At 46.3% G+C, this 22,176-nt stretch carries 23 protein-coding genes and 2 pseudogenes; 12 read left to right on the forward strand and 13 right to left on the reverse strand.

What is annotated here, in order from left to right; translation table 11 throughout:
- Nucleotides 1-2: 2 nt before the first annotated feature.
- From cas1c to cas3, 9 genes and pseudogenes are all read right to left on the reverse strand, one after another.
- Nucleotides 3-1,034, reverse strand: a complete 1,032-nt coding sequence (gene cas1c / locus FND36_10885) for a type I-C CRISPR-associated endonuclease Cas1 (GenBank protein ID QDW74497.1) — start codon at nucleotides 1,032-1,034, stop codon at nucleotides 3-5.
- The gene (gene cas4, locus FND36_10890) at nucleotides 1,031-1,696 is read right to left on the reverse strand and encodes a CRISPR-associated protein Cas4 (protein QDW74498.1); all 666 of its coding nucleotides are present in this window, start codon (nucleotides 1,694-1,696) and stop codon (nucleotides 1,031-1,033) included. Before cas4 ends, cas1c begins: the two co-directional genes overlap by 4 nt.
- The gene (gene cas7c / locus FND36_10895) at nucleotides 1,696-2,607 is read right to left on the reverse strand and encodes a type I-C CRISPR-associated protein Cas7/Csd2 (protein QDW74499.1); all 912 of its coding nucleotides are present in this window, start codon (nucleotides 2,605-2,607) and stop codon (nucleotides 1,696-1,698) included. The genes cas4 and cas7c overlap by 1 nt, the downstream gene beginning before the upstream one ends.
- Nucleotides 2,608-4,344: a type I-C CRISPR-associated protein Cas8c/Csd1 gene (gene cas8c, locus FND36_10900; protein ID QDW74500.1), complete on the reverse strand. Its 1,737-nt coding sequence runs from the start codon at nucleotides 4,342-4,344 to the stop codon at nucleotides 2,608-2,610.
- On the reverse strand, nucleotides 4,341-5,003 hold the full coding sequence (gene cas5c / locus FND36_10905) for a type I-C CRISPR-associated protein Cas5 (protein QDW74501.1): 663 nt from the start codon (nucleotides 5,001-5,003) through the stop codon (nucleotides 4,341-4,343). The genes cas8c and cas5c overlap by 4 nt, the downstream gene beginning before the upstream one ends.
- 27 nt (nucleotides 5,004-5,030) lie before the next feature.
- Entirely contained in the window at nucleotides 5,031-5,471 is a 441-nt protein-coding gene (locus FND36_10910; GenBank protein ID QDW74502.1) for a hypothetical protein, read from the reverse strand.
- Complete coding sequence (locus tag FND36_10915; GenBank protein ID QDW74503.1) at nucleotides 5,455-5,922, reverse strand: DUF3990 domain-containing protein; 468 nt, start codon at nucleotides 5,920-5,922, stop codon at nucleotides 5,455-5,457. Before FND36_10915 ends, FND36_10910 begins: the two co-directional genes overlap by 17 nt.
- A 139-nt stretch (nucleotides 5,923-6,061) precedes the next feature.
- Nucleotides 6,062-8,122, reverse strand: coding sequence for a hypothetical protein (locus FND36_10920; protein QDW74504.1), 2,061 nt, complete (start codon nucleotides 8,120-8,122; stop codon nucleotides 6,062-6,064).
- Between the two features lie 310 nt (nucleotides 8,123-8,432).
- Nucleotides 8,433-10,575, reverse strand: a pseudogene (gene cas3, locus FND36_10925) (CRISPR-associated helicase Cas3').
- Nucleotides 10,576-10,928: 353 nt separating this feature from the next.
- On the opposite strand from cas3, the gene FND36_10930 reads away from it, so the two are divergent.
- From FND36_10930 to FND36_10940, 3 genes are all read left to right on the forward strand, one after another.
- Nucleotides 10,929-11,132, forward strand: a complete 204-nt coding sequence (locus tag FND36_10930) for a hypothetical protein (protein QDW74505.1) — start codon at nucleotides 10,929-10,931, stop codon at nucleotides 11,130-11,132.
- A gap of 361 nt (nucleotides 11,133-11,493) precedes the next feature.
- Nucleotides 11,494-13,413: a tetracycline resistance ribosomal protection protein Tet(W) gene (gene tet(W), locus FND36_10935; protein ID QDW74506.1), complete on the forward strand. Its 1,920-nt coding sequence runs from the start codon at nucleotides 11,494-11,496 to the stop codon at nucleotides 13,411-13,413.
- Nucleotides 13,414-13,463: 50 nt separating this feature from the next.
- The gene (locus tag FND36_10940; GenBank protein QDW74507.1) at nucleotides 13,464-14,231 is read left to right on the forward strand and encodes a class I SAM-dependent methyltransferase; all 768 of its coding nucleotides are present in this window, start codon (nucleotides 13,464-13,466) and stop codon (nucleotides 14,229-14,231) included.
- On the opposite strand, the pseudogene FND36_10945 reads toward FND36_10940, so the two are convergent.
- Nucleotides 14,200-14,381, reverse strand: a pseudogene (locus FND36_10945) (hypothetical protein). The gene FND36_10940 and the pseudogene FND36_10945 sit on opposite strands and share 32 nt — an antisense overlap.
- Before the next feature lie 21 nt (nucleotides 14,382-14,402).
- Between FND36_10945 and FND36_10950 the strand changes: the two are divergent.
- Both FND36_10950 and FND36_10955 read left to right on the forward strand, forming a co-directional pair.
- Nucleotides 14,403-14,825, forward strand: coding sequence for a sigma-70 family RNA polymerase sigma factor (locus FND36_10950; GenBank protein QDW74508.1), 423 nt, complete (start codon nucleotides 14,403-14,405; stop codon nucleotides 14,823-14,825).
- On the forward strand, nucleotides 14,818-15,030 hold the full coding sequence (locus FND36_10955; protein QDW74509.1) for a helix-turn-helix domain-containing protein: 213 nt from the start codon (nucleotides 14,818-14,820) through the stop codon (nucleotides 15,028-15,030). Before FND36_10950 ends, FND36_10955 begins: the two co-directional genes overlap by 8 nt.
- On the opposite strand, the gene FND36_10960 is transcribed toward FND36_10955, so the two are convergent.
- A complete protein-coding gene (locus FND36_10960; protein QDW74510.1) occupies nucleotides 14,993-15,271 on the reverse strand; it encodes a hypothetical protein in 279 nt (92 codons plus the stop codon). The genes FND36_10955 and FND36_10960 overlap by 38 nt on opposite strands.
- 256 nt (nucleotides 15,272-15,527) lie before the next feature.
- Between FND36_10960 and mobC the strand changes: the two genes are divergently transcribed.
- The 6 genes from mobC (at nucleotide 15,528) to FND36_10990 (ending at nucleotide 19,814) form a co-directional block, all read left to right on the forward strand.
- Nucleotides 15,528-15,926, forward strand: a complete 399-nt coding sequence (gene mobC / locus FND36_10965) for a plasmid mobilization relaxosome protein MobC (GenBank protein ID QDW74511.1) — start codon at nucleotides 15,528-15,530, stop codon at nucleotides 15,924-15,926.
- The gene (locus FND36_10970; GenBank protein QDW74512.1) at nucleotides 15,898-17,523 is read left to right on the forward strand and encodes a relaxase; all 1,626 of its coding nucleotides are present in this window, start codon (nucleotides 15,898-15,900) and stop codon (nucleotides 17,521-17,523) included. The genes mobC and FND36_10970 overlap by 29 nt, the downstream gene beginning before the upstream one ends.
- Nucleotides 17,513-17,899 (forward strand): hypothetical protein, encoded by a 387-nt coding sequence (locus tag FND36_10975; GenBank protein QDW74513.1) that lies wholly within the window; start codon nucleotides 17,513-17,515, stop codon nucleotides 17,897-17,899. The genes FND36_10970 and FND36_10975 overlap by 11 nt, the downstream gene beginning before the upstream one ends.
- Before the next feature lie 72 nt (nucleotides 17,900-17,971).
- Nucleotides 17,972-18,766, forward strand: coding sequence for a replication initiator protein A (locus FND36_10980; protein ID QDW74514.1), 795 nt, complete (start codon nucleotides 17,972-17,974; stop codon nucleotides 18,764-18,766).
- A complete protein-coding gene (locus FND36_10985) occupies nucleotides 18,763-19,605 on the forward strand; it encodes an ATP-binding protein (protein QDW75613.1) in 843 nt (280 codons plus the stop codon). Before FND36_10980 ends, FND36_10985 begins: the two co-directional genes overlap by 4 nt.
- Nucleotides 19,606-19,619: 14 nt before the next feature.
- Nucleotides 19,620-19,814 (forward strand): hypothetical protein, encoded by a 195-nt coding sequence (locus FND36_10990; GenBank protein ID QDW74515.1) that lies wholly within the window; start codon nucleotides 19,620-19,622, stop codon nucleotides 19,812-19,814.
- A 64-nt stretch (nucleotides 19,815-19,878) separates the two neighbouring features.
- On the opposite strand, the gene FND36_10995 is transcribed toward FND36_10990, so the two are convergent.
- The gene (locus tag FND36_10995) at nucleotides 19,879-20,079 is read right to left on the reverse strand and encodes a hypothetical protein (GenBank protein QDW74516.1); all 201 of its coding nucleotides are present in this window, start codon (nucleotides 20,077-20,079) and stop codon (nucleotides 19,879-19,881) included.
- 225 nt (nucleotides 20,080-20,304) lie between these two features.
- Here FND36_10995 and FND36_11000 point away from each other — a divergent pair, with 225 nt between their 5' ends.
- Nucleotides 20,305-20,505 carry a recombinase gene (locus FND36_11000; protein QDW74517.1) on the forward strand — a complete coding sequence of 67 codons (201 nt, stop codon included), beginning with the start codon at nucleotides 20,305-20,307 and terminating at the stop codon, nucleotides 20,503-20,505.
- Here the strand turns inward: FND36_11000 and FND36_11005 are convergent.
- Nucleotides 20,498-22,171 carry a DUF4368 domain-containing protein gene (locus tag FND36_11005; GenBank protein ID QDW74518.1) on the reverse strand — a complete coding sequence of 558 codons (1,674 nt, stop codon included), beginning with the start codon at nucleotides 22,169-22,171 and terminating at the stop codon, nucleotides 20,498-20,500. The two genes, FND36_11000 and FND36_11005, sit on opposite strands and share 8 nt — an antisense overlap.
- Nucleotides 22,172-22,176 lie beyond the last annotated feature (5 nt).

Consider the following 22,176-nt stretch of genomic DNA (forward strand, 5'->3'; position numbering starts at 1 on the left):
CCCTATTTCCACAGGAAAACCGGATATCCATCCAAATCTCCTCTCAAATATCTGGCAAGAAGCATAGCTTGTACATATGGAACCATTCCCCACTCTACCTTCTCTTTTAAATACGGATGCGTAATGATCTCTTTCTTCTTAGCCTGCCATTCTATCAGCACTCTTTTCCTGAGTTCTTCATCCATTAAAACTGCCCCGTTTTCCTTTGTAGAAAAATTTTTGCCGCTGACAATTTTTTTATTAATAAGCGTTATCACAAACCGGTCTGCAAGAACCGCACGAAGCTCCTCGATCAGATCCAATGAGAGCGAAACACGCCCCGGGCGATCCGTATGAAGGTAACCTACATATGGATCAAGTCCCACGCTTTCCAGTGCTGAAGTAATGTTGTTCGTCAACAATGTGTATACAAAAGACAATAGTGCGTTTACTTTATCTACTGGCGGTCGTTTATTTCGCCCATGGAAGGAAAAATCCTTTTTCTGCTGAAGGATCAACTGATCAAATACTCCAAAATAAATGCTGGCTGCTTCCCCCTCGTATCCCCTGAGCTGTTCCTTGGATTCGCTATTCTGGATTTGTTCCAATGAATTTTTCATAAAAGCCGAAGCAGTTTTCACTTTGTCCACATCCATCTGAAGAGCATGATCCCTAACGGCTCTTTCCAGTACCCATCTGGCATTATAAACTTTTCCCAAAATACAGTTTTTTGCAATCTCCAGACTAATCTTTTCATCATTTTTGCTGGCATATTGCTGTTCTCTTAAGATCACATTCCCTTTTACTCTTCCGGAAATACGTGCCAAAAACTTTCCTTGTGGCGTAAGATAACACAAAGAAATGTTCCTTTCCGCACATACCCCCATCAACGCCGGACTTGTTCCCCGATAGCCAAAGGAAACAATCCCTTCCAGGTTGTGAAGCGGTACTCTGCCCACTTCTTTTTGTTCTTCCAAAACGACAACATTTTCTCCATCCAAAGACAGATAGCTGTTTTCAGAAGCAACATACAAGGTATTCAGAAGTTTTCTCATATCTCTTCCTCCTTCAGCATCTGATCAATATAGGTCTTTACAGAGACTGCTTTCCCCAATTTAGGCAGACAGATATCCTTCAAGGAACAAGCATTGCAGGATTTACTATACTTGACTTTTGGTGTATATTTCCTCGCATAATAATTGTGCATTTCCTGAAACATACTCCTTACTTCCTCACGAAGTTCTTCTGTGATTTCGATTCTCTCACGCCGTCTTGTCTCTCCGTAAAAAATTGCCCCTTCCGGCACCTGTGCGGAAAACATTTCTTCCAGGCACATAGCCTGTGCCGTTAATTGAAGGATATCTTCTTCTGAGAGCTTTGGTTTCCCTTTCTTATATTCCACTGGATAAACAGAGTAAAGTCCACGGTGGCCATATAACTTGATTCCATCCTCACACTTATGAAATTCCACCAGATCACACTCTCCGCTGATCCCTAGTTCCCGTGAAGACACCGGCAATGCTCTGGCAGTAATTGTATCCTTTCTCTTTTCCTTTAAAAGAGGGTCATGTACTTTTTTATGCATCAGTTCCCCGACGACAGTGTGGACATTTTCTTCCCACTGCTGTTCAATATGAATCAGCGCCCACTGCCGCCGGCAAAATTTAAAATGCTGTATTCCAGAGATCATCAAATAATCATCTTCTGAATATTCCATTATATCATCCTTTTTACTTCTACCATCTCTGGTATCCTGTCCTCATGAATTTCTACCGTATAATCCTGATACCGTCTTGGATACTCTACATCCTCGTTTTTCTTTACTTCTACCGCATCAAACAATTTATATGCCGGACAGTCTCCCAATTCTTTACTGTGCTTAAATACGATCAATTCTCGAACTGCCATTTTTCCTCTTGCGGCAGAATGATCGTTTTCAAACATATTAATGATCGCTTCCCATAAAAGCGTCAGATCATCTTCTGAGAAACCTGTTACTTTTCTCGCAAGATTTGCGGAAATATAACCTTCTGCCCGATACAGTCCATAAGGAACAATACTCTTTCTTCCCATTTCCGTACTTTTATTTTCTGCATCCTTTTCCGTTGTAATAGCCACTCTGGTGATGGTCGCTTCCTGGCTGATGACAGGGTCAATACTTCTCGCAAATCCGATCTGCACCGGCCCCCTTACCTGTCCGCAGTTCAGAGAAGCTTTTACAAATGTAGTCATAACAGCGCCAAAGGTACGGATATCGTAAAAATTACTGCACATATAATCCCGCAGTTTCACGTCTGTGTCAGGATCACTTTTCTTTAATTTCTTTAACGCTTCTGTTACTTTCTTATCGTCTGTCTCCTCAATTCCCAAATCCTTGCAGGCTTCCCTGTCGCTTCTATTCAACGGAACATCTTCTTTGATATAGATCTGGTAACCTTTTTCATCTTCTTTTACTGTCTCAACATAATTACGGATCTTACGCTTCAGACATACATCTGTCACCAGGCCAAGACCACTCTCCGGATCAATTCTTGGCATATTTCCGGCATCCGGGTCCCCGTTTGGATTGCCATTCTCCACATCAAACAGCACTACGAATTCATACCTGTTTTTGATCACTTCACTCATCTAATTTTCCTCCCTTTTTTCGTACTTTTTCTGTACCTGATGATAGTATCCCAGAATAAATTTCCCTTGTTCTTCCAGTGAAAGGCGAGCCGGAAATTCTCCTTCAATCTTCCCCATAATTTCTGTCAGAAGTTTTTCATAATAAATCTTCGCGCTTCCCTTTTCTCGCTCCAACTTTTTCATATGGCTGTTTTTCAGCTTTACAAGAATTGGGAAAACCGATGCGGGTGTGGCGCACGCCGCGTTAAAATATCGATCCCGGATTGTAGCCTTAATCCCCGGATTGGTATCTAACTGAATCGATTCCAATACGGAAAACAATCTTCCCAGCACATAGGCTCTGTCTTGGCTTTCTTCGTTCAGTCCCATATAATTTTCTCCTTCCTTCCATCCCATATTTCGTATCAGATATGCCTTGATGATCCCTGCACGTCCCCATGTGATATTCCCCTGCTCTGCCCGGATTCGAATCAGCACATCCGTATAAAGACTTGCCGGATATCTGGCTCCTGATAAAATTGCCTGCAGTACCAGCGCCGCCATATTGGGAACCGGGGTCTTATCCTTTGAATTCTGATTGACCGTCTCTGAGAGCATTGACCGGATTCCTAAGTATTCCTCACCGGCCCAGCTTGGCTTTACAATGGACATTCTCTCATAATGCTTTGCCAGATTCCCCAGGATATTTCCAAAAGAATCCTGATAGAAAAAACGCACAGAAAGCCTGGCCGCATTGGGAGCCAGTGATAAAATGTAAAACTTCTGTTCCAAATTTAATACTACATCGTCAAACTGCACTTGCCTCTGTTGTTTCAAATTGTCGAAGATTCCTTTGATCTCCTTCTGATTATCCCGCTTGGGATCTGCACAGCTAAAAAACGCCGCCTGATATTCTTCTTTTGCGTCTTCCGCCCAGAATAAGATCATTGAGTCTCCTAATTGGAAGGTATACTCCCGCTGGCCAAGGAGATAATTAAGGGCTGTGGTATAAGCAAACTCTGCATATCTTCCCACCGGCGCGTTATAGCTTTGTTCCTTCCCATAGGACTCAAAGGCCGGCGCATTAAAAGATACCAGTGCCGCTCCGCTGGACTGGGCGCCTGGAACTCCTTTGATCGTCTTGTGGATCCTGGATATTTCTGCCTGTTTTCCCGTAACAAGGCAGATTCCCATCTGTCCGGATTCGTCTGAACTATCCCTTGCTCTCTCCCATGCCTCCTGGATAGCGGGATCATCCTGAGCATAGTTGATCTCTCTGCAGAAGATCAAATTGCCGCCGTCCGTAATGTCATCCCAGTGATCTTGGATCTCATTGTTTTCCTCTGCTCTCCTAGGGTCCCAACTCTCAAAGAACCGACAAACAGCCTGTGCCATTTCGCTATTTACGTCTTTTAACAATGTTAAGTGTTTTTCCTTCGCCGCTTCAAAACAGTCTGTCAGTCTTTGATTTGTCCCTTCCGCATCAATCCCAAGAAGATACTTAGAATTGTCACACAGAAAATTTGCTGAAACACCGGAAGAACGAGTCACCATCTCCGGCACAGTCAGCACCTGCGGTGCCCATACCTTCTTTTTCCCTCGCTCTTCCTCCGTCTTTAACGGAATAATCCCTGTAACCTCACCCTCTTTTGAAAGATTGATCCCGTAAGATACTTTCGCCATGCACCATCCTTCCCGGCTTACCTTCCCCTGCTCTGCCAGCCTGTCATAGTGCTCTGCCAATGCCTGTAAGATCATCGTACCACCTCACAGTCTCTCAGATCCAGAATCCCTTTTCTCATAACAGCCCGAAAGAACATGGGCTTTATATCGTTCTGGTCAGAGTAATCCAGATCGAAAAGCATGAATCCCAGATCCTTTTCCTCCACAACATCATATGCGGTCTTAATATCATCTTCCTCGCACAATGCAAAATTCGCCGGAAATTCTCTGCATCCAAAATACGGCATATGGAAACATTCTCCCCTGCGCAACCGTCTCATAACGATATCTTTAAATTTCCCAGGGTTGTCCGTCTCATTCGCCTTGTCAGTCATTTCAAAATGCGCTTCGATCACATATTCTACATCCCGAAGAAGAAGCGATGCTCTCTGGACAATGTCTGACTTTGCGCTTATGTACAGCGGCTTGTCCGCGCCGTTATAGACTTGCAGTACATTGCTTGCCAGAATCTTACTTTTCACTTCGTTACGCCGTACACTAGTAAACCGGATCGGATTGACCACATGGATCTTATCAATGACCCATTTCATCCCCGGATGCCAATACACCGCCTCCAGGATCCCTCGTGCCGCCGAGGGGGTCATAACATCATAGGAGCAGCGTTCCACTTTCATCTCCGGTCTGGAGAAAAGGGCATATTGTCCCCAAACTCTGACCTTTACGCCCATCCCCATAGCGGTTCCTCCTTTCTTCGTTTCATTTTACAAAATCACTCCTTCCTTATAGCACTCAGCTATATAATCTCTTGGCTGATAATAGAAATCCGTATTATAGTCTGAAATCTGAGCATCAATCCAGGAATGATATACTTCCCAGATTCCATTTACAATGTTTTCCTCTTCATAAACATCCTCGATCAGACGCTCATATACTTCTCCAATATCCCAGTACCCCGGCACCGTATATCTGCAGTCCTTTACATTGTCAAAAGTTCCCTCTGTGATATGCGCTTCCTCTATAAACTCAGCAGCCGTCTTTTCAATCGGGTCACAGTGAAATACATCTGCGTATTCATAAATTCTTTCAATTCTTTCTTTTCCCAGAAAATCTGTCACCTTACCTCTTTTTCTTTTCGTGCTGCGTCCAATATATTCAATTAAACTGCAAGTAAAAAAAAGTGCGTTATTATTTTTTCTTCCCATATACAACCTCGCTTCCAATAAATTTTAATGTATCAAGCGCAGAAATACTGTGGAAACTAATTTGGTGAGTCGGATATTTAAACTTTGCCAGTTCCCAAAAAGCGGCCCTTGAAATTTTTCCATCCATATAGTTTTGGATATAATTATAAATCGTATCATCTGCCATAGGCCCTTCTACGATATCATAAGTGTGGGAAATCCCGCTGCGGCAGGAAATCACAAAATCCAGCCATTCCTCAGTCATTTTTTCAAAGACAAGGTAGGTAAGGCTATGATTAGGCACATATTCATATTTATTCAAATACCCTATTTCACCATAGCGAGATGCCCACCGCTTTGCCTGTTCTTCGTATTGTGTGCAATAAAAGCCGAAATAAAAATCTTTGTTAAATCTTGCTTTCCTTATTTCTGGATATTCTACGATTTCTCTGCTGCCATGATATAAAATCATACAATCTCCTTTCTGCTCCCCTAAATTACATGGTATCTATACTTGTAATATACTCTTCGTAAGTTGCAAAAGCAACATAGCTTTGCTATACCTTCTAACATCGGACTTCCCATTTTCGTCCCCTACATTTTTTATCTTTTTATAACTGCATCCCTTGTTCGATTGCATTGGCTAATGCACGTATTTTATTTATCACCGTATTTTCATTATGTAAAATATAGCGAACATTTTCTGGAGAACCACTTTTATCTACTCTTTTAAGAATTCCTATCGAATTTCCTGAAAGTATATCAAATCCACCGATTAATTCCTCTAATAAAGGGGATACGCTTGAATTTCTCAATAATAAAAACAAGTCCCTCGGAGAAAGACTTTCCAATAATTCTTGTTCATTACAAAATTGCCTTATGATTTCCGAAATAATATCCATCTCTCTTCTTTTGAATGAGATGATTTCTTCAAGCCGCGAGAAACCATTGGGTACCTGAAACATCAGAGCGATTTCTTCCAGACTTAATCCTAATTCTTGGGACGCATTTGCCACTTCAATTAATTGTTTGTCTGTAATAAGCGCATATTCTTTCTTGATTGCAAAATTTTTAATTGTCTCACCACTGAATCCAGGTCCAATGACTGCAACATATTCAGCATTATTTTTTTCTTTATGCGTATCTAAAGCGATATCACTAATATCTCCATGTGACACTTGCCCACTTGATTTTGATTTTCCATCTAGGATAGCAACTACCATATCATCATTTTGCTTCCACTTTACAATAACATCTGTATTGCCAGATCCTCCTATATGCTCTGCTCTAAACCCCATATAACTAAATAGATCTGAAATAGCTTCTTCAAATGCTACTCCCGAAAGCTTTCCTTCTGCCGCTGGGTTCACGGCTGCAACTCGTAATCGTTCACTTATAATGTCTAATTTATTTGATTCGCTGTCAGATATACTCACTTTTTCTTCAGCGCTTTCTTCAGTAATATCATATTGTACCGTTTTTTCCAGTGGTAAAGTTTCCGCAAAAGTCTTTCCCATTTTTGTTGTTTTTAAGTGAAGATACCGGGGCTCATCCAGCAATCCTGCTTCCAGCAAAAAACCTGTCATCCACCTTGTTTTTTCTTTATTCATGCCATAATTCTTTCCTATGTGATAAATATCATTCCGAACAATATCGTTCTGTGCATATAACAAGATTTCTCCTACAAACCGCATATGTATATGTAAAATACGAATGAAGTCTAATTCATTTCCTGTTTCTACCCATGCCTGTGCTGCCGCTGTCGCAAGATAAACATTTCTCCCCACTTCCTCTAATAAACCTGAAGCTTTTAAGAATGGTAACATTGATTCCACACTGCTTAATTTTAATTCGAATTCTTTTTCTATAAATTCAAACAATTCTTTCTTCGAAATTTTATTCGAAGCAACCTGAATAATGATTCTTAAATTTTCTATACGATTTGGACTGGGAGCCCATATATTATATGTACATCGCTTTTTATGCATTTCGGGATGATCTCTAAGTTTCTGCAATAATCCCTCAATTTCTATAGGCGGGTCTGCAATCTCTATATCATCTATATCTGAATCCTCGTGTTCTAATACTTCCGGGTTTATAATACACCATTTTTTTAAAGCTTCTTTTCCTGATTCTGTTACTTTCCACTTCCGGTTTCCTATTGCTTCTATCAGTCCCAAAACTTCCAGCCAATCCATTCTTTTTCTAGTATTACTTAAATTCTTCCAATTCAAGCCATATTTCTTACATATTTTTTGATCGGCTTCTTCTACTGTTATAGGTGTAACGTTTATAACATCCAGCATTTCACCAAATAGACGAACTCTTTCTTGTATCATATCTGCCAGTTTCTTCTTCGTTGGCTTCTCAACAAATTCTTGCCCTTTGTCTGATAACACAAGTTTCCCCGCATGGTTATAGACTAATCCGATTCCTTTTAAAAATGGTGTATACACACGCCACGTCTGCCCATTTACTAAGTTCCCGGTATCTGGTATCATATCCAGATCATAAGCCTCCCCTATTTCAACCAATTCTACAAGTCTTTTCACAAGATCATACCAGACCTGTTTCCCGCCTCTCAGATCAGGAATCGTCCATCCTTTTTTTCGCCATTCGTTTTTTTGTTTCTGAATATCCGTATTTTTTACAGCTTCTTGCTTTTGTCTCATAACTAATCCTCTTATTATCAAACTTTATTTGGTCCAAAACTTTACAGTATCCTCTACAGCTTAATCTTTTTTTTACAATTTTATTTTAATACTTTCTTTTCAAAATTTCAATATTTCTTTCATTAGTATTGTATTTAACTGCAAATTATGTTAGTGTCAATATTTTATATTCAAATCATTATATATATTTGTTATACTAATTTAGTCAGGAAAACCTGTGGATTGAAATATTAGTATTGTTACTAATAAGCACAAACGTCAGCGGTGCAAAAGCTTTATGTTTTTGTACCGCTGACGTTTTTTACTTTTTCTATCCAATAAAGACTGCCATCCCGGACTCCACGTCCATCTTCAGGCCTATCTCGTCTGTATACTGTTCTTTATCTACAAGTTCATAGAAATCCTCGATATCTTCTGACACCGGACTTAGCATTCCCACTCCACGCATTTTTTCAAACTCATTTTCATATAGCTGCACACAATACTGTCCAGCTTTTCTCATTGTACTCTTTGTATACCCCTGGCATCTAATCTGCTGCAAGAGTTCTTCTGCTTCTGGTTCCCGGCCAACAAAAATGGTCTTAGTATCTTCTTCGATCAGCTTAAACTCCTTCCCCACTTTCGCAAAATTATATTGTTTATCTTGAAACTCTTGCAGAATTTTCTTTTTATCCAGACTTTCGCCACGGAAACGATATAACCACTGGAAATATTTTTCGATTCCATCTAAAGAGGAAATATCTTCCCCTTCTGAAAGAAGAAGTTTTGCCACATCTATCTGAAGCCTTTGCCCCGGGACATTCTCTTTCTCTTCAAATTGAAACAGAAAAACTTTACTATCCCTTACCTCTCTTTTTCCTTCACGGTTGCATCGTCCTGCCGCCTGAATCATGGAATCAACTCCTGCCAACTGCCGGTACACGGATTGAAAATCCAGATCCACTCCAGCCTCCACAAGACTGGTAGAAATTAAAACACACTTTTCCCCTTTCCTCAGACGTTCCCGAATCATTCCCAGCACTTTTCTCCTATGTTTTGGATACATCGTTGTGGAAAGATGAAAAACTCCCTCCCCCTTCATACTTCGATAGAGTTTTTGCGCTCGTTTTTTCGTATTCACAATGCATAGCGCCTGGATTTCTTTCTGCAGACTTCCAACCAGATCATCCTCAGAAATCGTCCCCAAATTCTGATATGTAACTCTTTCAAAAAAGCGAAATTGCTCTTCTACTCTCGGACATAATTCTGTAACCTGGCGAATTTTCCGAAAAAAAACTGTTCAACGCCGGCTGGGTCGCTGTACACAAAACAATACTGGAACGGTATAGATCCACAAGTTCTTCCATCATCGCAATACACGGTTTCAGATAATCCGGCGGCAGCATTTGAGCCTCATCAAAAATGATCACACTATTAGCAATATTATGCAATTTCCTGCATCTGGACGATTTATTCGCATAGAGGGATTCAAAAAACTGTACATTTGTTGTTACGATCACTGGTTTATCCCAGTTTTCCGCAGCAAGCTGCATTGGTTTTAGTTCCTCAGAACTTTCATAGTCCACATTATAGTGATTTTCCAAGACATTTTGTTCACCTAAAATCTTTCGGAACACTTCTGCATTCTGCTCAATGATACTGGTATATGGAATAACATAAATTACCCTATCCATACTATTTTGTACTGCATGACGCAGCGCAAATGCCAAAGAAGCCACCGTTTTTCCTCCGCCAGTAGGTACCGTCAACTGGAACATGCCTCTTTCCATTTTCCCACATTCAAGGCATTTTTTTAAGATTTCTGTTCGTCTTCCATTTACCGTCTCAGTCTCTCGATTGGATAACCACCCCTCAATATGTGTTTCTAGTTTTCGCAGCAGTTTTTCCAGACTTTCCCCTGCTTCTCTTCCCGTATCTCCCGCTTTCATAAATCGTTCAGTATCCAGGAAATCCGCATCCACCAGGCAGGAAAACAACATCCTAATAAAAACGCTCAGTGAATAATCTGGATCAGATGTTTTTCCCGGATCAAACGGCACTGTTTTCAGTTCTGGTATCTGGATTTCATCTTTATAAGCGGAATAATCCTCGATTTTCTTCTTTCTTCTCCCTGAAAGCGTTGCCGCGTTTCCAGCGTCAGAAGAAGAGCCATAATCCGGAAGCCCTGCATGATGTCCCGCAATACAATATTCTAAAAATGGATATAGTCCGCCCTTTTCTTTGCATACTCTGGCACCAGCAGTAGAATGATCCACTCTTCTGTCGCTATTATTCCTGATTTTATCTTGAAACGCCTCTGAATATTTTCCAATGTCATGAAGCAGCCCACAGCAGTATCCCCATTCTTCCTTTCCAAATCGCCTAGCAAATTCCCCAGCAAGTTCTGCCGTACCATACAAATGCTCTCTCATCGTCTGCGTTCTTTTCCCCTCAATATGCGCAAAATATTCCATAAAAGATCCTCCATTCCTATTTTTCAAAAATCTACTTATATATCCGGACTTCATCCATACCCTGAAAACATCGCTTATCCATAAAGTGTGAAAACAACTCTCAGCGAAAAGTTACCGATATAAATCATCATATACTATTGACAAACCACAGTCCATGCAAAGGGGCGATGACTGCACCACAGGTTGGACAGACACCGCAAGGATGATTTCAATCCGCATCGCCAATAACAACGATGACTGGAAATGACAACCCCGGCGCTAATGCTCATGTACGGTAAGGAAGCAAGCAACCGAAAACAAGAGATAGACCGCCAGCACTACACTATTCCGAACCAAAGACCAAAAGATAAGCATTGTGGGAAAATCTAAACTTTTGGATTTTCCTACAATGCCAACTACGGCGGAATCCCTCCCACTCCTTATATCTTTCTGTATACATTGAATTTGTATTTAGTAAAATGCAGACAACACCACGGATCGGCTTTTGGTTGGACAATTCCAACCAAACACCACAGCAGACAGCAGAAAACATTCTGAACGCTAGGAAGCCGGTATGATTGTTACATATAAGGGGAAGAAAAATTTCTTTTAGGTACTTGCTTTCCTAAAACTGATGTGATACAATGATTTAATCCAGAAAAGGAGTAAAAAATATGCGGCAAGGTATTCTTAAATAAAACTATAATCAAATAGTGGGAACAAAGGATTATGATAGCTCCTTTTGTAGGGGCTTAGTTTTTTGTACCCAATTTAAGAATACTTTTGCCTTATCAATTTTGACATATCCCCAAAAACAGCAATCACAAACAGGTGTATGCTGTATATGTGTATGTCCGCAACTTATAATCCCCAGTGGTAAAAGTATTTTACTGCTGGGGATTTTTATGCCCTTTGGGGCTGTAAAGGGAGGACAATCACATGAAAATAATCAATATTGGAATTCTTGCCCATGTAGACGCTGGAAAGACGACCTTGACGGAGAGCCTGCTATATGCCAGCGGAGCCATTTCAGAACCGGGGAGCGTCGAAAAAGGGACAACGAGGACGGACACCATGTTTTTGGAGCGGCAGCGTGGGATTACCATTCAAGCGGCAGTCACTTCCTTCCAGTGGCACAGATGTAAAGTTAACATTGTGGATACGCCCGGCCACATGGATTTTTTGGCGGAGGTGTACCGCTCTTTGGCTGTTTTAGATGGGGCCATCTTGGTGATCTCCGCTAAAGATGGCGTGCAGGCCCAGACCCGTATTCTGTTCCATGCCCTGCGGAAAATGAACATTCCCACCGTTATCTTTATCAACAAGATCGACCAGGCTGGCGTTGATTTGCAGAGCGTGGTTCAGTCTGTTCGGGATAAGCTCTCCGCCGATATTATCATCAAGCAGACGGTGTCGCTGTCCCCGGAAATAGTCCTGGAGGAAAATACCGACATAGAAGCATGGGATGCGGTCATCGAAAATAACGATGAATTATTGGAAAAGTATATCGCAGGAGAACCAATCAGCCGGGAAAAACTTGCGCGGGAGGAACAGCAGCGGGTTCAAGACGCCTCCCTGTTCCCAGTCTATCATGGCAGCGCCAAAAATGGCCTTGGCATTCAACCGTTGATGGATGCGGTGACAGGGCTGTTCCAACCGATTGGGGAACAGGGGGGCGCCGCCCTATGCGGCAGCGTTTTCAAGGTTGAGTACACCGATTGCGGCCAGCGGCGTGTCTATCTACGGTTATACAGCGGAACGCTGCGCCTGCGGGATACGGTGGCCCTGGCCGGGAGAGAAAAGCTGAAAATCACAGAGATGCGTATTCCATCCAAAGGGGAAATTGTTCGGACAGACACCGCTTATCAGGGTGAAATTGTTATCCTTCCCAGCGACAGCGTGAGGTTAAACGATGTATTAGGGGACCAAACCCGGCTCCCTCGTAAAAGGTGGCGCGAGGACCCCCTCCCCATGCTGCGGACGACGATTGCGCCGAAAACGGCAGCGCAAAGAGAACGGCTGCTGGACGCTCTTACGCAACTTGCGGATACTGACCCGCTTTTGCGTTGCGAAGTGGATTCCATCACCCATGAGATCATTCTTTCTTTTTTGGGCCGGGTGCAGTTGGAGGTTGTTTCCGCTTTGCTGTCGGAAAAATACAAGCTTGAAACAGTGGTAAAGGAACCCTCCGTCATTTATATGGAGCGGCCGCTCAAAGCAGCCAGCCACACCATCCATATCGAGGTGCCGCCCAACCCGTTTTGGGCATCCATAGGACTGTCTGTTACACCACTCTCGCTTGGCTCCGGTGTACAATACGAGAGCCGGGTTTCGCTGGGATACTTGAACCAGAGTTTTCAAAACGCTGTCAGGGATGGTATCCGTTACGGGCTGGAGCAGGGCTTGTTCGGCTGGAACGTAACGGACTGTAAGATTTGCTTTGAATACGGGCTTTATTACAGTCCGGTCAGCACGCCGGCGGACTTCCGCTCATTGGCCCCGATTGTATTGGAACAGGCATTGAAGGAATCGGGGACGCAGCTGCTGGAACCTTATCTCTCCTTCATCCTCTATGCGCCCCAGGAATACCTTTCCAGGGCTTATCATGATGCACCGAAATACTGTGCCACCATCGAAACGGCCCAGGTAAAAAAGGATGAAGTTGTCTTTACTGGCGAGATTCCCGCCCGCTGTATACAGGCATACCGTACTGATCTGGCCTTTTACACCAACGGGCGGAGCGTATGCCTTACAGAGCTGAAAGGATATCAGGCCGCTGTCGGTCAGCCGGTCATCCAGCCCCGCCGTCCAAACAGCCGCCTGGACAAGGTGCGCCATATGTTTCAGAAGGTAATGTAAAGATACATAATCGTCAAGACGGCAACAATCAGAAGTTATGGAGGGTAACAATGGAATATAGTAAGGAAGATTTAATGGAAGCAAAAAAGCAAATTTGGGGAGTGGGAGAGAACATGGGAACAGAGGAAAGTAAAAAAATCTGGGAGGAGAACGCACAATTTTGGGATAATGCAATGGGTGACGAATCTAATGAATTTCACAGAGAGGTAGTGCGTCCCAAAGTAACGGAACTTCTATCTCCTAATCCTGCGGATTACATTTTGGATATTGCGTGTGGCAATGGAAATTATTCTTCGTATCTTGCACAAAGAGGCGCTTCGGTTGTCGCTTTTGATTACAGCAAAAAAATGATAGAATTGGCTAAAAGACGGCAATCACAATATGCAAAACAAATTGAATTTTGTGTGGCGGATGCGACCGATAGAAAAAGTATATTAGAATTAAAAAGAAATCGAGCCTTTACGAAAGCAGTTTCTAATATGGCAATTATGGATATTACGGATATTGAACCACTTCTTATGGCTGTTTATGAACTGTTGCAGGAAAGCGGAATTTTTGTCTTTGCAACGCAACACCCTTGTTTTGTCACGTTGACTGAAAAATATATGACACCGCACAGTTACTATGATATAGCGATTGAAGGGCAACCGAAAGAGCAGATTTATTATCATCGTTCCATACAAGATATTTTTAACCTTTGTTTTAGAGCTGGATTTGTCATTGATGGATTTTATGAAGAATGTTTTAAAACCAACAAAGAAATTCCTATGGTAATGATAGTAAGGCTTAAGAAGGTAAAACGTGATAGCTTAAAATAAATTCAAGTTTGTCGGGTAAATAGCAAACCCAGCCGAGCCAGTCAACGGTCAAGATGAACGGCGCATATGCGCAGCCGTTGACAGCCCCGCCCGCCTTTGCTGGTAGGCAATCAAGGGGCGACAGCAAGAAGTGCCACCGCCCCGCACTATTATTCAGAAAGGGGAATTTCCATGACCGACCAGATAGCCTATCAAGAATATATCCAGCGCAGGTACAACGCCTTTTGCAAGACTGTTATCCGCTGTGCCGCCTTGGACAAGATTTTGAAGCTTAAACGGCAATGGGAACGGCAAGTTTCCCTTGACTATCTGATGAACGAGAAGTTTGTCCAGTTTGCCGCGTCGGAGCCGGACGAGGAATACCCATTTACCGTCTGCGGTCAGACCGTCCTGCTCTGCAACGCCGCCCTTGCCGACGCGATCTCTGTTTTGCCGGAGCAGACGCGGGAAGAAATCCTGCGCTATTACTTTCTGCGCCAGCCGCAGCGCGTGATCGGCGCGTGTATTGGCCGGTCACGCAGCACAGCGGGGCGGCATATCCAGCTTGCCTTGCAGCGGCTACGCGAAGAAATGGGGGTGAGCCGGTATGAGTAGACTTCTCCCCTATGAAACAATCCTCAAAGCCCGTGAGGGCGACCCAGAAGCCGTGAACGCTGTCCTGCTCCACTACGCCGGATATATCCGCTATTTCTCAAAAGTGAACGGGCAGGTCAACGCCGAGGTGGAGGACTATGTAAAGCAGCGGTTAATTGACTGTCAATTCAAGTTCCGGCTTGACGAACCACCGGACAAGTCATAAAAACTGAATACCAGCCGCCACCGACGCGGCCAGCGAAAGCAGTAAGTCTTGAAAAAGATTTACTGCTTTTTTTGTTGTCCGGCTCCGCTCCCGGCCATTTTGCCCCCTGCCGGTTGTAGTAGTAAGCGAGGAGGGAATTTTTCTGCCCTGGTGTTTGGCATTTGGAGCATTTACCCGTAGTAGAGGGCAAAGAGAAAGGATTTCTCCAACACCGGGTAGAAACCACTGCGTCCGGTGTCATTTTAGCGAAAGCGGGCAGGAATGCCCTTTACAGGATTAGTAGTAGCAGAAAAAGAGAAACAAACTTTTGTGGTTGCAGTTTTCCAAAAAAGTGGCGGACGGAAGTGAGAGAAAGTTTGCAGTCACGGAGAGCAAGTTTCTACCACGGTGCCAAAATCCGCAATTCTGCAGTTTTGCCCCTCGCGGGAAACTTGTTGGGGAGTGCCTTCCCCAAACCCTGCTCATGCGCCCTTACGGGCGAGAAAGGAGGTCACACCATGCGAAAGAAATACAACACGCCCCACCGCAGCCGCGTTGTGAAAACCCGGCTGTCCGAAGATGAGTATGCCGACTTCACAGCGCGGCTTGCGCCCTATGGTATCAGCCAGTCCGAATTTCTCCGGCAGGCGATACGGCGGGCGACCATACGCCCGGTTGTCCATGTGTCGTCGGTCAATGACGAGTTGCTTTCCGCTGTCGGGAAGCTGACAGCCGAGTACGGCAGGATCGGCGGCAACCTCAATCAGATTGCCCGGTATCTGAACGAATACGGCGTACCCTACAACACCCTTTCCGGCGAGGTACGCGCCGCCATATCCGACCTTGCCGTCCTCAAGTATGAAGTCCTCAAGAAAGTAGGTGACGCGGTTGGCAACACTCAAGCATATCAACTCTAAAAACGCCGACTACGGAGCCGCCGAGCAATATCTTCTCTTTGAGCATGACGAGTTTACCATGAAGCCCGTCCTTGATGAAACCGGCAGGCTTATCCCCCGCGAGGACTACCGGCTGTCCACGCTGAACTGCGACGGGGAGGATTTTGCCGTTGCGTGTATGCGGGCCAATCTCCGCTATCAGAAAAACCAGCGGCGGGAAGATGTGAAAAGCCACCACTACATCATCAGCTTTGACCCGCGGGACGGGCCGGACAACGGCCTGACCGTAGACCGGGCGCAGGCGTTGGGGGAACAATTCTGTAAAGAGCATTTTCCCGGCCACCAGGCCCTTGTCTGCACCCACCCGGACGGGCATAACCACAGCGGCAACATTCATGTGCATATCGTCATAAACAGCCTGCGGATTGAGGAAGTGCCGTTCCTGCCCTACATGGACAGGCCGGCCGATACGAAAGTCGGCTGCAAGCACCGATGTACCGACGCTGCCCTGCGCTACTTCAAATCCGAAGTCATGGAGATGTGCCACCGGGAGGGGCTTTATCAAATCGACCTCTTGAACGGCAGCAAGAACCGCGTCACCGACCGGGAGTATTGGGCGCAGAAAAAGGGACAGGCCGCGCTGGACAAGCAGAACGCCCCCATGATTGCCGATAGTATCACGCCCCGGCAGACCAAGTTTGAAACGAACAAGGAGAAGCTGCGGCAGACCCTACGGAAAGCCCTTGCCACCGCCGCCAGCTTTGACGAGTTTTCCTCTCTGTTGCTGCAGGAGGGTGTGACCGTCAAGGAGAGCCGGGGGCGGCTTTCCTACCTCACGCCGGACAGGACAAAGCCAATTACCGCCCGGAAGCTGGGCGACGATTTTGACCGCGCCGCTGTCTTTGCCGTTTTAGAGCAAAACGCCGCCAGAGCAGCCGAAGCGCCAGCCAGATCCCCCGATCCCCCACGCACCATAAAAGACCGCTTGCAGGTTGCCAGAGCCGAGATAGCCGCCCCGAAACAGGACGGAGTGCAGCGGCTTGTGGACATTGAGCAGAAAATGGCCGAGGGCAAAGGCCGGGGCTATGAACGCTGGGCGAAGATACACAATCTGAAGCAGGCCGCCAAAACGCTGTCCGTCTACCAGCAATACGGCTTTACTTCCCCGGAGCAGTTAGAAGCCGCCGTTGACACCGCCTATCAGAAAATGCGCCAGACCAGCGGCGAACTGAAAGCACTGGAAACGAAGCTGCAAGGGAAAAAGAAGTTGCAGCGGCAGGTGTTGGCCTACGCCCAGACCAAGGCCGCCCGCGACGGGCTGCGGGCACAGAAATCCGAGAAAGCCCGCGCCGCATACCGGCAGGCCCATGAGAGCGATTTTATCATAGCCGACGCAGCAGCCCGGTATTTCAAGGCGCATGGCATTACCAAGCTGCCCGCCCGGAAAGCGTTGCAGGCCGAGATCGAGCAGCTTATCTCCGAGAAAGACGGCCTGTATAACACCTATCACGAACAGAAACAGCGGTTCAAGGAGTTGCAGACCGTCAAGCGGAACATCGACCAGATTTTGCGCCGGGACGAGCCGCACCGCAGAAAGGAGCAGAGCCATGAGCGATAACCTGCCCCACATGGACTACCGCCAGCACCGGCGGGCGCGGCGGCTGGTACATGAGTGCTGTAACTACGATGAGGGGAACTGCCTGCTATTGGACGACGGGGAGCCTTGCGTGTGCGTCCAGAGCATTTCCTTTTCCCTCATGTGCCACTGGTTCCGTGTGGCTGTCCTGCCCCTTGACGGGGAGCTGGCCGCAGCCCTCTTGTGCCGGGGAAGCCGGAAACGGTGTGCCGTCTGCGGGGCGGCCTTTGTCCCCAAATCCAACCGGGGAAAATACTGCCCCGACTGCGCCGGGCGCATGAAGAAAATCAAAGCCGCCGAGAGAAAGCGGAAACAAAGGCAGAGATGTCACGCTTTAGAGCCTTTCAAACCCGCATAAATCAAGGCTTTTTTCGTGGGTGTCAAAGGGTACGCGATACATTTATCCTTTTCCCCCGGAAACGGCGTTTTAATGCGTGACAATACGCCAAAATCAACCCGAACACAGGGAGGTGATCCTATCGCTGATTATATCAGGGCAGACACGCGGCTGCCCGCCTATCTGCCGTATCCCCGTTTCCTGCTGAAAATGGAGATTTCACAGACCGCCAAGCTGCTGTATTCGCTGCTGTTAGACCGTTCCACCCTCTCCCAGAAAAACAAGTGGCTGGACGACGAGGGCAGGATTTATATTATCTATCCCATCGCGGAGATAGCAGAAATACTGGATAAAGGCAGCACCACCATCAAGGGGGCGCTTAATGAACTGGACACGGCGGGGCTGTTGGAACGGGAACGGGGCGGCTTCTCCGCACCGAACCGGCTTTATGTCAAAGTACCGCCAGTGCCACAGGTACAGTTTTCAGACCAACTGATGGCCGGAAGTCCGCCCCTCATAGAGCCGGAAAACCGTCCTACTGATGGTCAGAAAACCGACCTTATGATGGTCGGAAAACCGTCCCCTAACCAAACTACTATAAACAACCTTACAGAGAGCCAAACAAAGGGAGTGAGTGGGGGGCCGTCCGCGCCCTATGGCCGATATGGAAATATTTTTCTGTCACAGACCGAATACGACGAGTTGCAGGCAGAGTACCCTGACAGGCTGGAACGGTTCATCGAGGAAATGAGCCGCTACCTTGCCGCCAACGGGAAAAGCTACCAGAACTATGCCGCCGCCCTGCGGATATGGGCGGGGAACGACAAAAAGGAAGCCCCTAAAAAGGGCATACCAGACTACTCATGCAAGGAGGGCGAGAGTTTATGAAGAATGAAATCAACGCGGTTTTGGAGAATATGACGACCACCATCCCGGAGCCGGAGGACTACACCGGCGAGGACGGTTTACTGTACTGCGGCAAGTGCCGCAAGCCGAAAGAAGCCTATTTTGCGCCGGATAAGGCCGCTATCTTCGGGCGCGACCGCCACCCGGCAGAGTGCGACTGCCAGAGAACCGCCCGCGAGGAACGGGAAGCCGCCGAAAAGCGGCGCAGACACCTTGACACCGTGGAAGAACTGAAACGCCGGGGCTTTACCGACCCCACCATGCGGGACTGGACTTTCGAGAACGACAACGGCAGGAACCCGCAGACCGGGCTTGCCCGCCGGTATGTGGAGCATTGGGAAGATATGCGGACAGACAATATCGGCTGCCTGTTCTGGGGCGGCGTAGGCACCGGCAAAAGCTACCTTGCAGGCTGTATCGCAAACGCCCTCATGGAGAAAGAAATCCCCGTCCGCATGACGAACTTTGCTCTTATCCTCAATGACCTTGCCGCCAGCTTTGAGGGGCGCAACGAGTACATTTCCCGCCTTTGTCGTTATCCGCTGCTGATCCTTGACGACTTCGGCATGGAACGCGGGACGGAATACGGGCTGGAACAGGTGTTCAATGTGATTGACAGCCGTTACCGCAGCGGCAAGCCGCTGATCGTCACGACCAACCTTACGCTGGACGACCTGCACAACCCGGAGGACACCGCCCATTCCCGGATTTATGACCGCCTGCTTTCCATGTGCGTCCCGGTACGCTTTACCGGCGACAACTTCCGGCAGGAAACCGCCAAGCGGAAAATGGAGAGCATGAAGAAACTGATTACCGACTGAAAGGAGTATTGCCTATGGCAGATAACAAGCAGCACGACACCCGCACCACCCGCCGCCCTGACTGTGTGACGGAAATCCGCATGGGCAATTCCGTCCTTGTCGTGTCCGGCTATTTCAAGAAAGACACCACAACCACAGCCGCCGACAAAATGGCGCGGGTACTGGAAGCGGAAGCCGCTGCTACACAGGAGCCGACTTATCCGGCGTGAACCGGGGCATGGAAAAGCGGCCATGCCAGGGAGCATGACCGCTGGAACGAAAATCGGAAGTGCTTTAGCAATTCTTAATCTCATTCTCTATAAAATAATTTGCAATTTCAAAGGCTTTTATTCTTCTCTTTGCCAATGTGATTTGTGATTTATAACGCTCGGAATTATCCTTTGATTCAAATGTTTTTACTGTTTCTCTTAGCTTGTGCAGAGTTGAATCAATTTGCCTTTTGGCCGCGGTTAATTCATCTATTGTATACTTCATGTTTTCTCCTTTAACTTCTGATTTTTTTGTTAAATCAGAGTATACCACGGAGTTATGAACTTTTCTACTGCAAATATGGGACGACAACCCATACCATAAAAATCGGAAAATTGAAAAGCTGTAAAGAAGCAAATTTAACGCTTTTGCCGCTGTACAGCCCCCGCCGTTCCGTGGTACAATGAAACCACGGAATAGTGGGGCTGGCTGTCGGAAACGGAGGATTTTATGTTAAGACAAGCCACCCAAAACCTCATTACCGCCCTTTATCCGAGATTGTCCCACGAGGATGAATTGCAAGGCGAGAGTAATTCCATATCGAACCAAAAAAGGATACTCGAAACCTACGCAAAACAGAACGGCTTTACCAATCTGCGCTGGTACACCGACGACGGTTTTTCCGGCGCGAACTTTGCTGGGGTTAGATAGCGATACTTTTTACATCTACCATGTTGCGGCGGTCATGGTTGACAACTTGCGTCGGCTCCTGCTCGGTATCAACCTGTCCGACAAAGCTATAATGGATTTCGATTTTCCGGGTGTTGGTTTCCCGGTCTAATTCATGTATCAAAATACGGTCGATAAACTCATGGACGTTTTCATAGGTCAATTCCTGTATGTCGCTGTATTTCCCGACAATCTGAATAAACCTTGATATATCCCTTTTTCGCTCGGTAACGGTTGCGATCTGCTGTTGTAACTCGTCTATCCTTGCGGCAAGGGATTTCTTTTCGTCCTCATAGCCGGAAGTTAGAAACACAAACCGTTCATCTGTCAGTCTGCCTAATGCGTTGTCCTCATACAGCTTGCGGAAAAGCGTGTCAAGTTCGGTCATACGCGCCTGTGCTTTGAAAAGTTCCTTTTGCTGCTGCGCTAATGCCTTTCTCGCTTCCATGTCGCCGTACTCGGTAGCTTTACAGATAAAGTCCTGTTCGTGTTCCTTAACATACCGCAAAACCCGCCGCATATCTTCCAGCACTAAATCAAGAAGTACGTTTTTGCGGATATAATGAGAGGTACACTCGCTGCCTGTCCTTGCCCTGTTGCGCCATGCGCCGCAAGAATAGGAAAACTTGCGCGGCTCGATATTTACGCCCTGTTGGTAATACATCTTATGTCTGCAACCAGCGCAAAACAGCAAGCCGGAAAAAATATCAATCTCCGCTGCTTTTGTCGAGCGGTGGCGGGTAGCAATCCGCTTTTGCGCAAGTTCAAAGGTTTCCTCGTCAACAAGCGGCTCATGGGTGTTTGGGAAGAAATAGCGTTGTTCTTCTTCGTTCTTCCGGGTCTTTTTCGACTTGTAGGATACCTTGTGAGTTTTCGCGGTTATGGTATGCCCTAAATATTCCTGCCTTGCTAATATGTCATAGAGCGTTTTGTCCGGCCAAGTATAGGGGGCGATCATTGCCCGCTGATACCGCGCCTGTCCTGTACGCTGATAGCGCAACGCTCCAATCGTCAAGACTTTGTTTTCCGCAAGCCATTTTTGGATTTCGCACATACGCACGCCGCTAACAAACATAGCGAAAACCTGTTTGACAATCGGCGCGGTTTCCGGGTCGGGTATAAGGTGGTGGCGGTTGTTCGGGTCTGGGATATAGCCGTATGGATATTCCCCGTTGACGCGCTCGCCTTTTTGCGCCTGTGCCTGTTTAACTGCGCGGATTTTCTTGCTTGTGTCGCGGGCGTAAAACTCGTTAAACCAGTTCCGCAAGGGGGTAAACTCGTTATCCTCCCGCGCTGTGTCAACTCCGTCGTTGATCGCGATATAGCGTACTCCGTTTTCGGGAAATACAATCTCTATGAGTTCGCCCGTTTTCAGATAGTTTCTGCCAAGACGGGAAAGGTCTTTGGTAATGACCGTCGCCACTCGTCCGGCTTCCACTTCCTGCAACATCGCTTGCAGCCCCTCGCGCTCAAAACTCACGCCGGAAAATCCGTCGTCCACAAAAAACTTTGTGTTCAAAAAATGGTGTTCGTCCGCATAGCGTTGAAGTATCATTTTTTGGTGCTGTATGCTTCCGCTTTCTCCGGCTTGCATATCCTCTTGACTTAAACGGCAGTAAAGGGCGGTGATTTTATTCGACTGTAACATTAGTC

It is taken from the genome of Lachnospiraceae bacterium KGMB03038 (assembly GCA_007361935.1).
Classification (GTDB): Bacteria; Bacillota; Clostridia; order Lachnospirales; family Lachnospiraceae; genus Massilistercora.

What these genes read in the sequence shown, in the direction of transcription:
- cas8c (QDW74500.1), bottom strand. Translation starts at nt 4,344, where the DNA reads ATGATCTTACAGGCATTGGCAGAGCACTATGACAGGCTGGCAGAGCAG.
- mobC (QDW74511.1), top strand. Translation starts at nt 15,528, where the DNA reads ATGCGAAAGAAATACAACACGCCCCACCGCAGCCGCGTTGTGAAAACC.
- FND36_10950 (QDW74508.1), top strand. Translation starts at nt 14,403, where the DNA reads ATGACCGACCAGATAGCCTATCAAGAATATATCCAGCGCAGGTACAAC.
- FND36_11000 (QDW74517.1), top strand. Translation starts at nt 20,305, where the DNA reads ATGTTAAGACAAGCCACCCAAAACCTCATTACCGCCCTTTATCCGAGA.
- FND36_10920 (QDW74504.1), bottom strand. Translation starts at nt 8,122, where the DNA reads ATGAGACAAAAGCAAGAAGCTGTAAAAAATACGGATATTCAGAAACAA.
- FND36_10940 (QDW74507.1), top strand. Translation starts at nt 13,464, where the DNA reads ATGGAATATAGTAAGGAAGATTTAATGGAAGCAAAAAAGCAAATTTGG.
- FND36_10980 (QDW74514.1), top strand. Translation starts at nt 17,972, where the DNA reads ATGCGTGACAATACGCCAAAATCAACCCGAACACAGGGAGGTGATCCT.
- FND36_10995 (QDW74516.1), bottom strand. Translation starts at nt 20,079, where the DNA reads ATGAAGTATACAATAGATGAATTAACCGCGGCCAAAAGGCAAATTGAT.
- cas5c (QDW74501.1), bottom strand. Translation starts at nt 5,003, where the DNA reads ATGGGGATGGGCGTAAAGGTCAGAGTTTGGGGACAATATGCCCTTTTC.
- FND36_10960 (QDW74510.1), bottom strand. Translation starts at nt 15,271, where the DNA reads ATGACACCGGACGCAGTGGTTTCTACCCGGTGTTGGAGAAATCCTTTC.
- FND36_11005 (QDW74518.1), bottom strand. Translation starts at nt 22,171, where the DNA reads ATGTTACAGTCGAATAAAATCACCGCCCTTTACTGCCGTTTAAGTCAA.
- FND36_10910 (QDW74502.1), bottom strand. Translation starts at nt 5,471, where the DNA reads ATGGGAAGAAAAAATAATAACGCACTTTTTTTTACTTGCAGTTTAATT.
- FND36_10955 (QDW74509.1), top strand. Translation starts at nt 14,818, where the DNA reads ATGAGTAGACTTCTCCCCTATGAAACAATCCTCAAAGCCCGTGAGGGC.
- FND36_10975 (QDW74513.1), top strand. Translation starts at nt 17,513, where the DNA reads ATGAGCGATAACCTGCCCCACATGGACTACCGCCAGCACCGGCGGGCG.
- cas4 (QDW74498.1), bottom strand. Translation starts at nt 1,696, where the DNA reads ATGGAATATTCAGAAGATGATTATTTGATGATCTCTGGAATACAGCAT.
- FND36_10985 (QDW75613.1), top strand. Translation starts at nt 18,763, where the DNA reads ATGAAGAATGAAATCAACGCGGTTTTGGAGAATATGACGACCACCATC.
- FND36_10990 (QDW74515.1), top strand. Translation starts at nt 19,620, where the DNA reads ATGGCAGATAACAAGCAGCACGACACCCGCACCACCCGCCGCCCTGAC.
- cas7c (QDW74499.1), bottom strand. Translation starts at nt 2,607, where the DNA reads ATGAGTGAAGTGATCAAAAACAGGTATGAATTCGTAGTGCTGTTTGAT.
- cas1c (QDW74497.1), bottom strand. Translation starts at nt 1,034, where the DNA reads ATGAGAAAACTTCTGAATACCTTGTATGTTGCTTCTGAAAACAGCTAT.
- FND36_10915 (QDW74503.1), bottom strand. Translation starts at nt 5,922, where the DNA reads ATGATTTTATATCATGGCAGCAGAGAAATCGTAGAATATCCAGAAATA.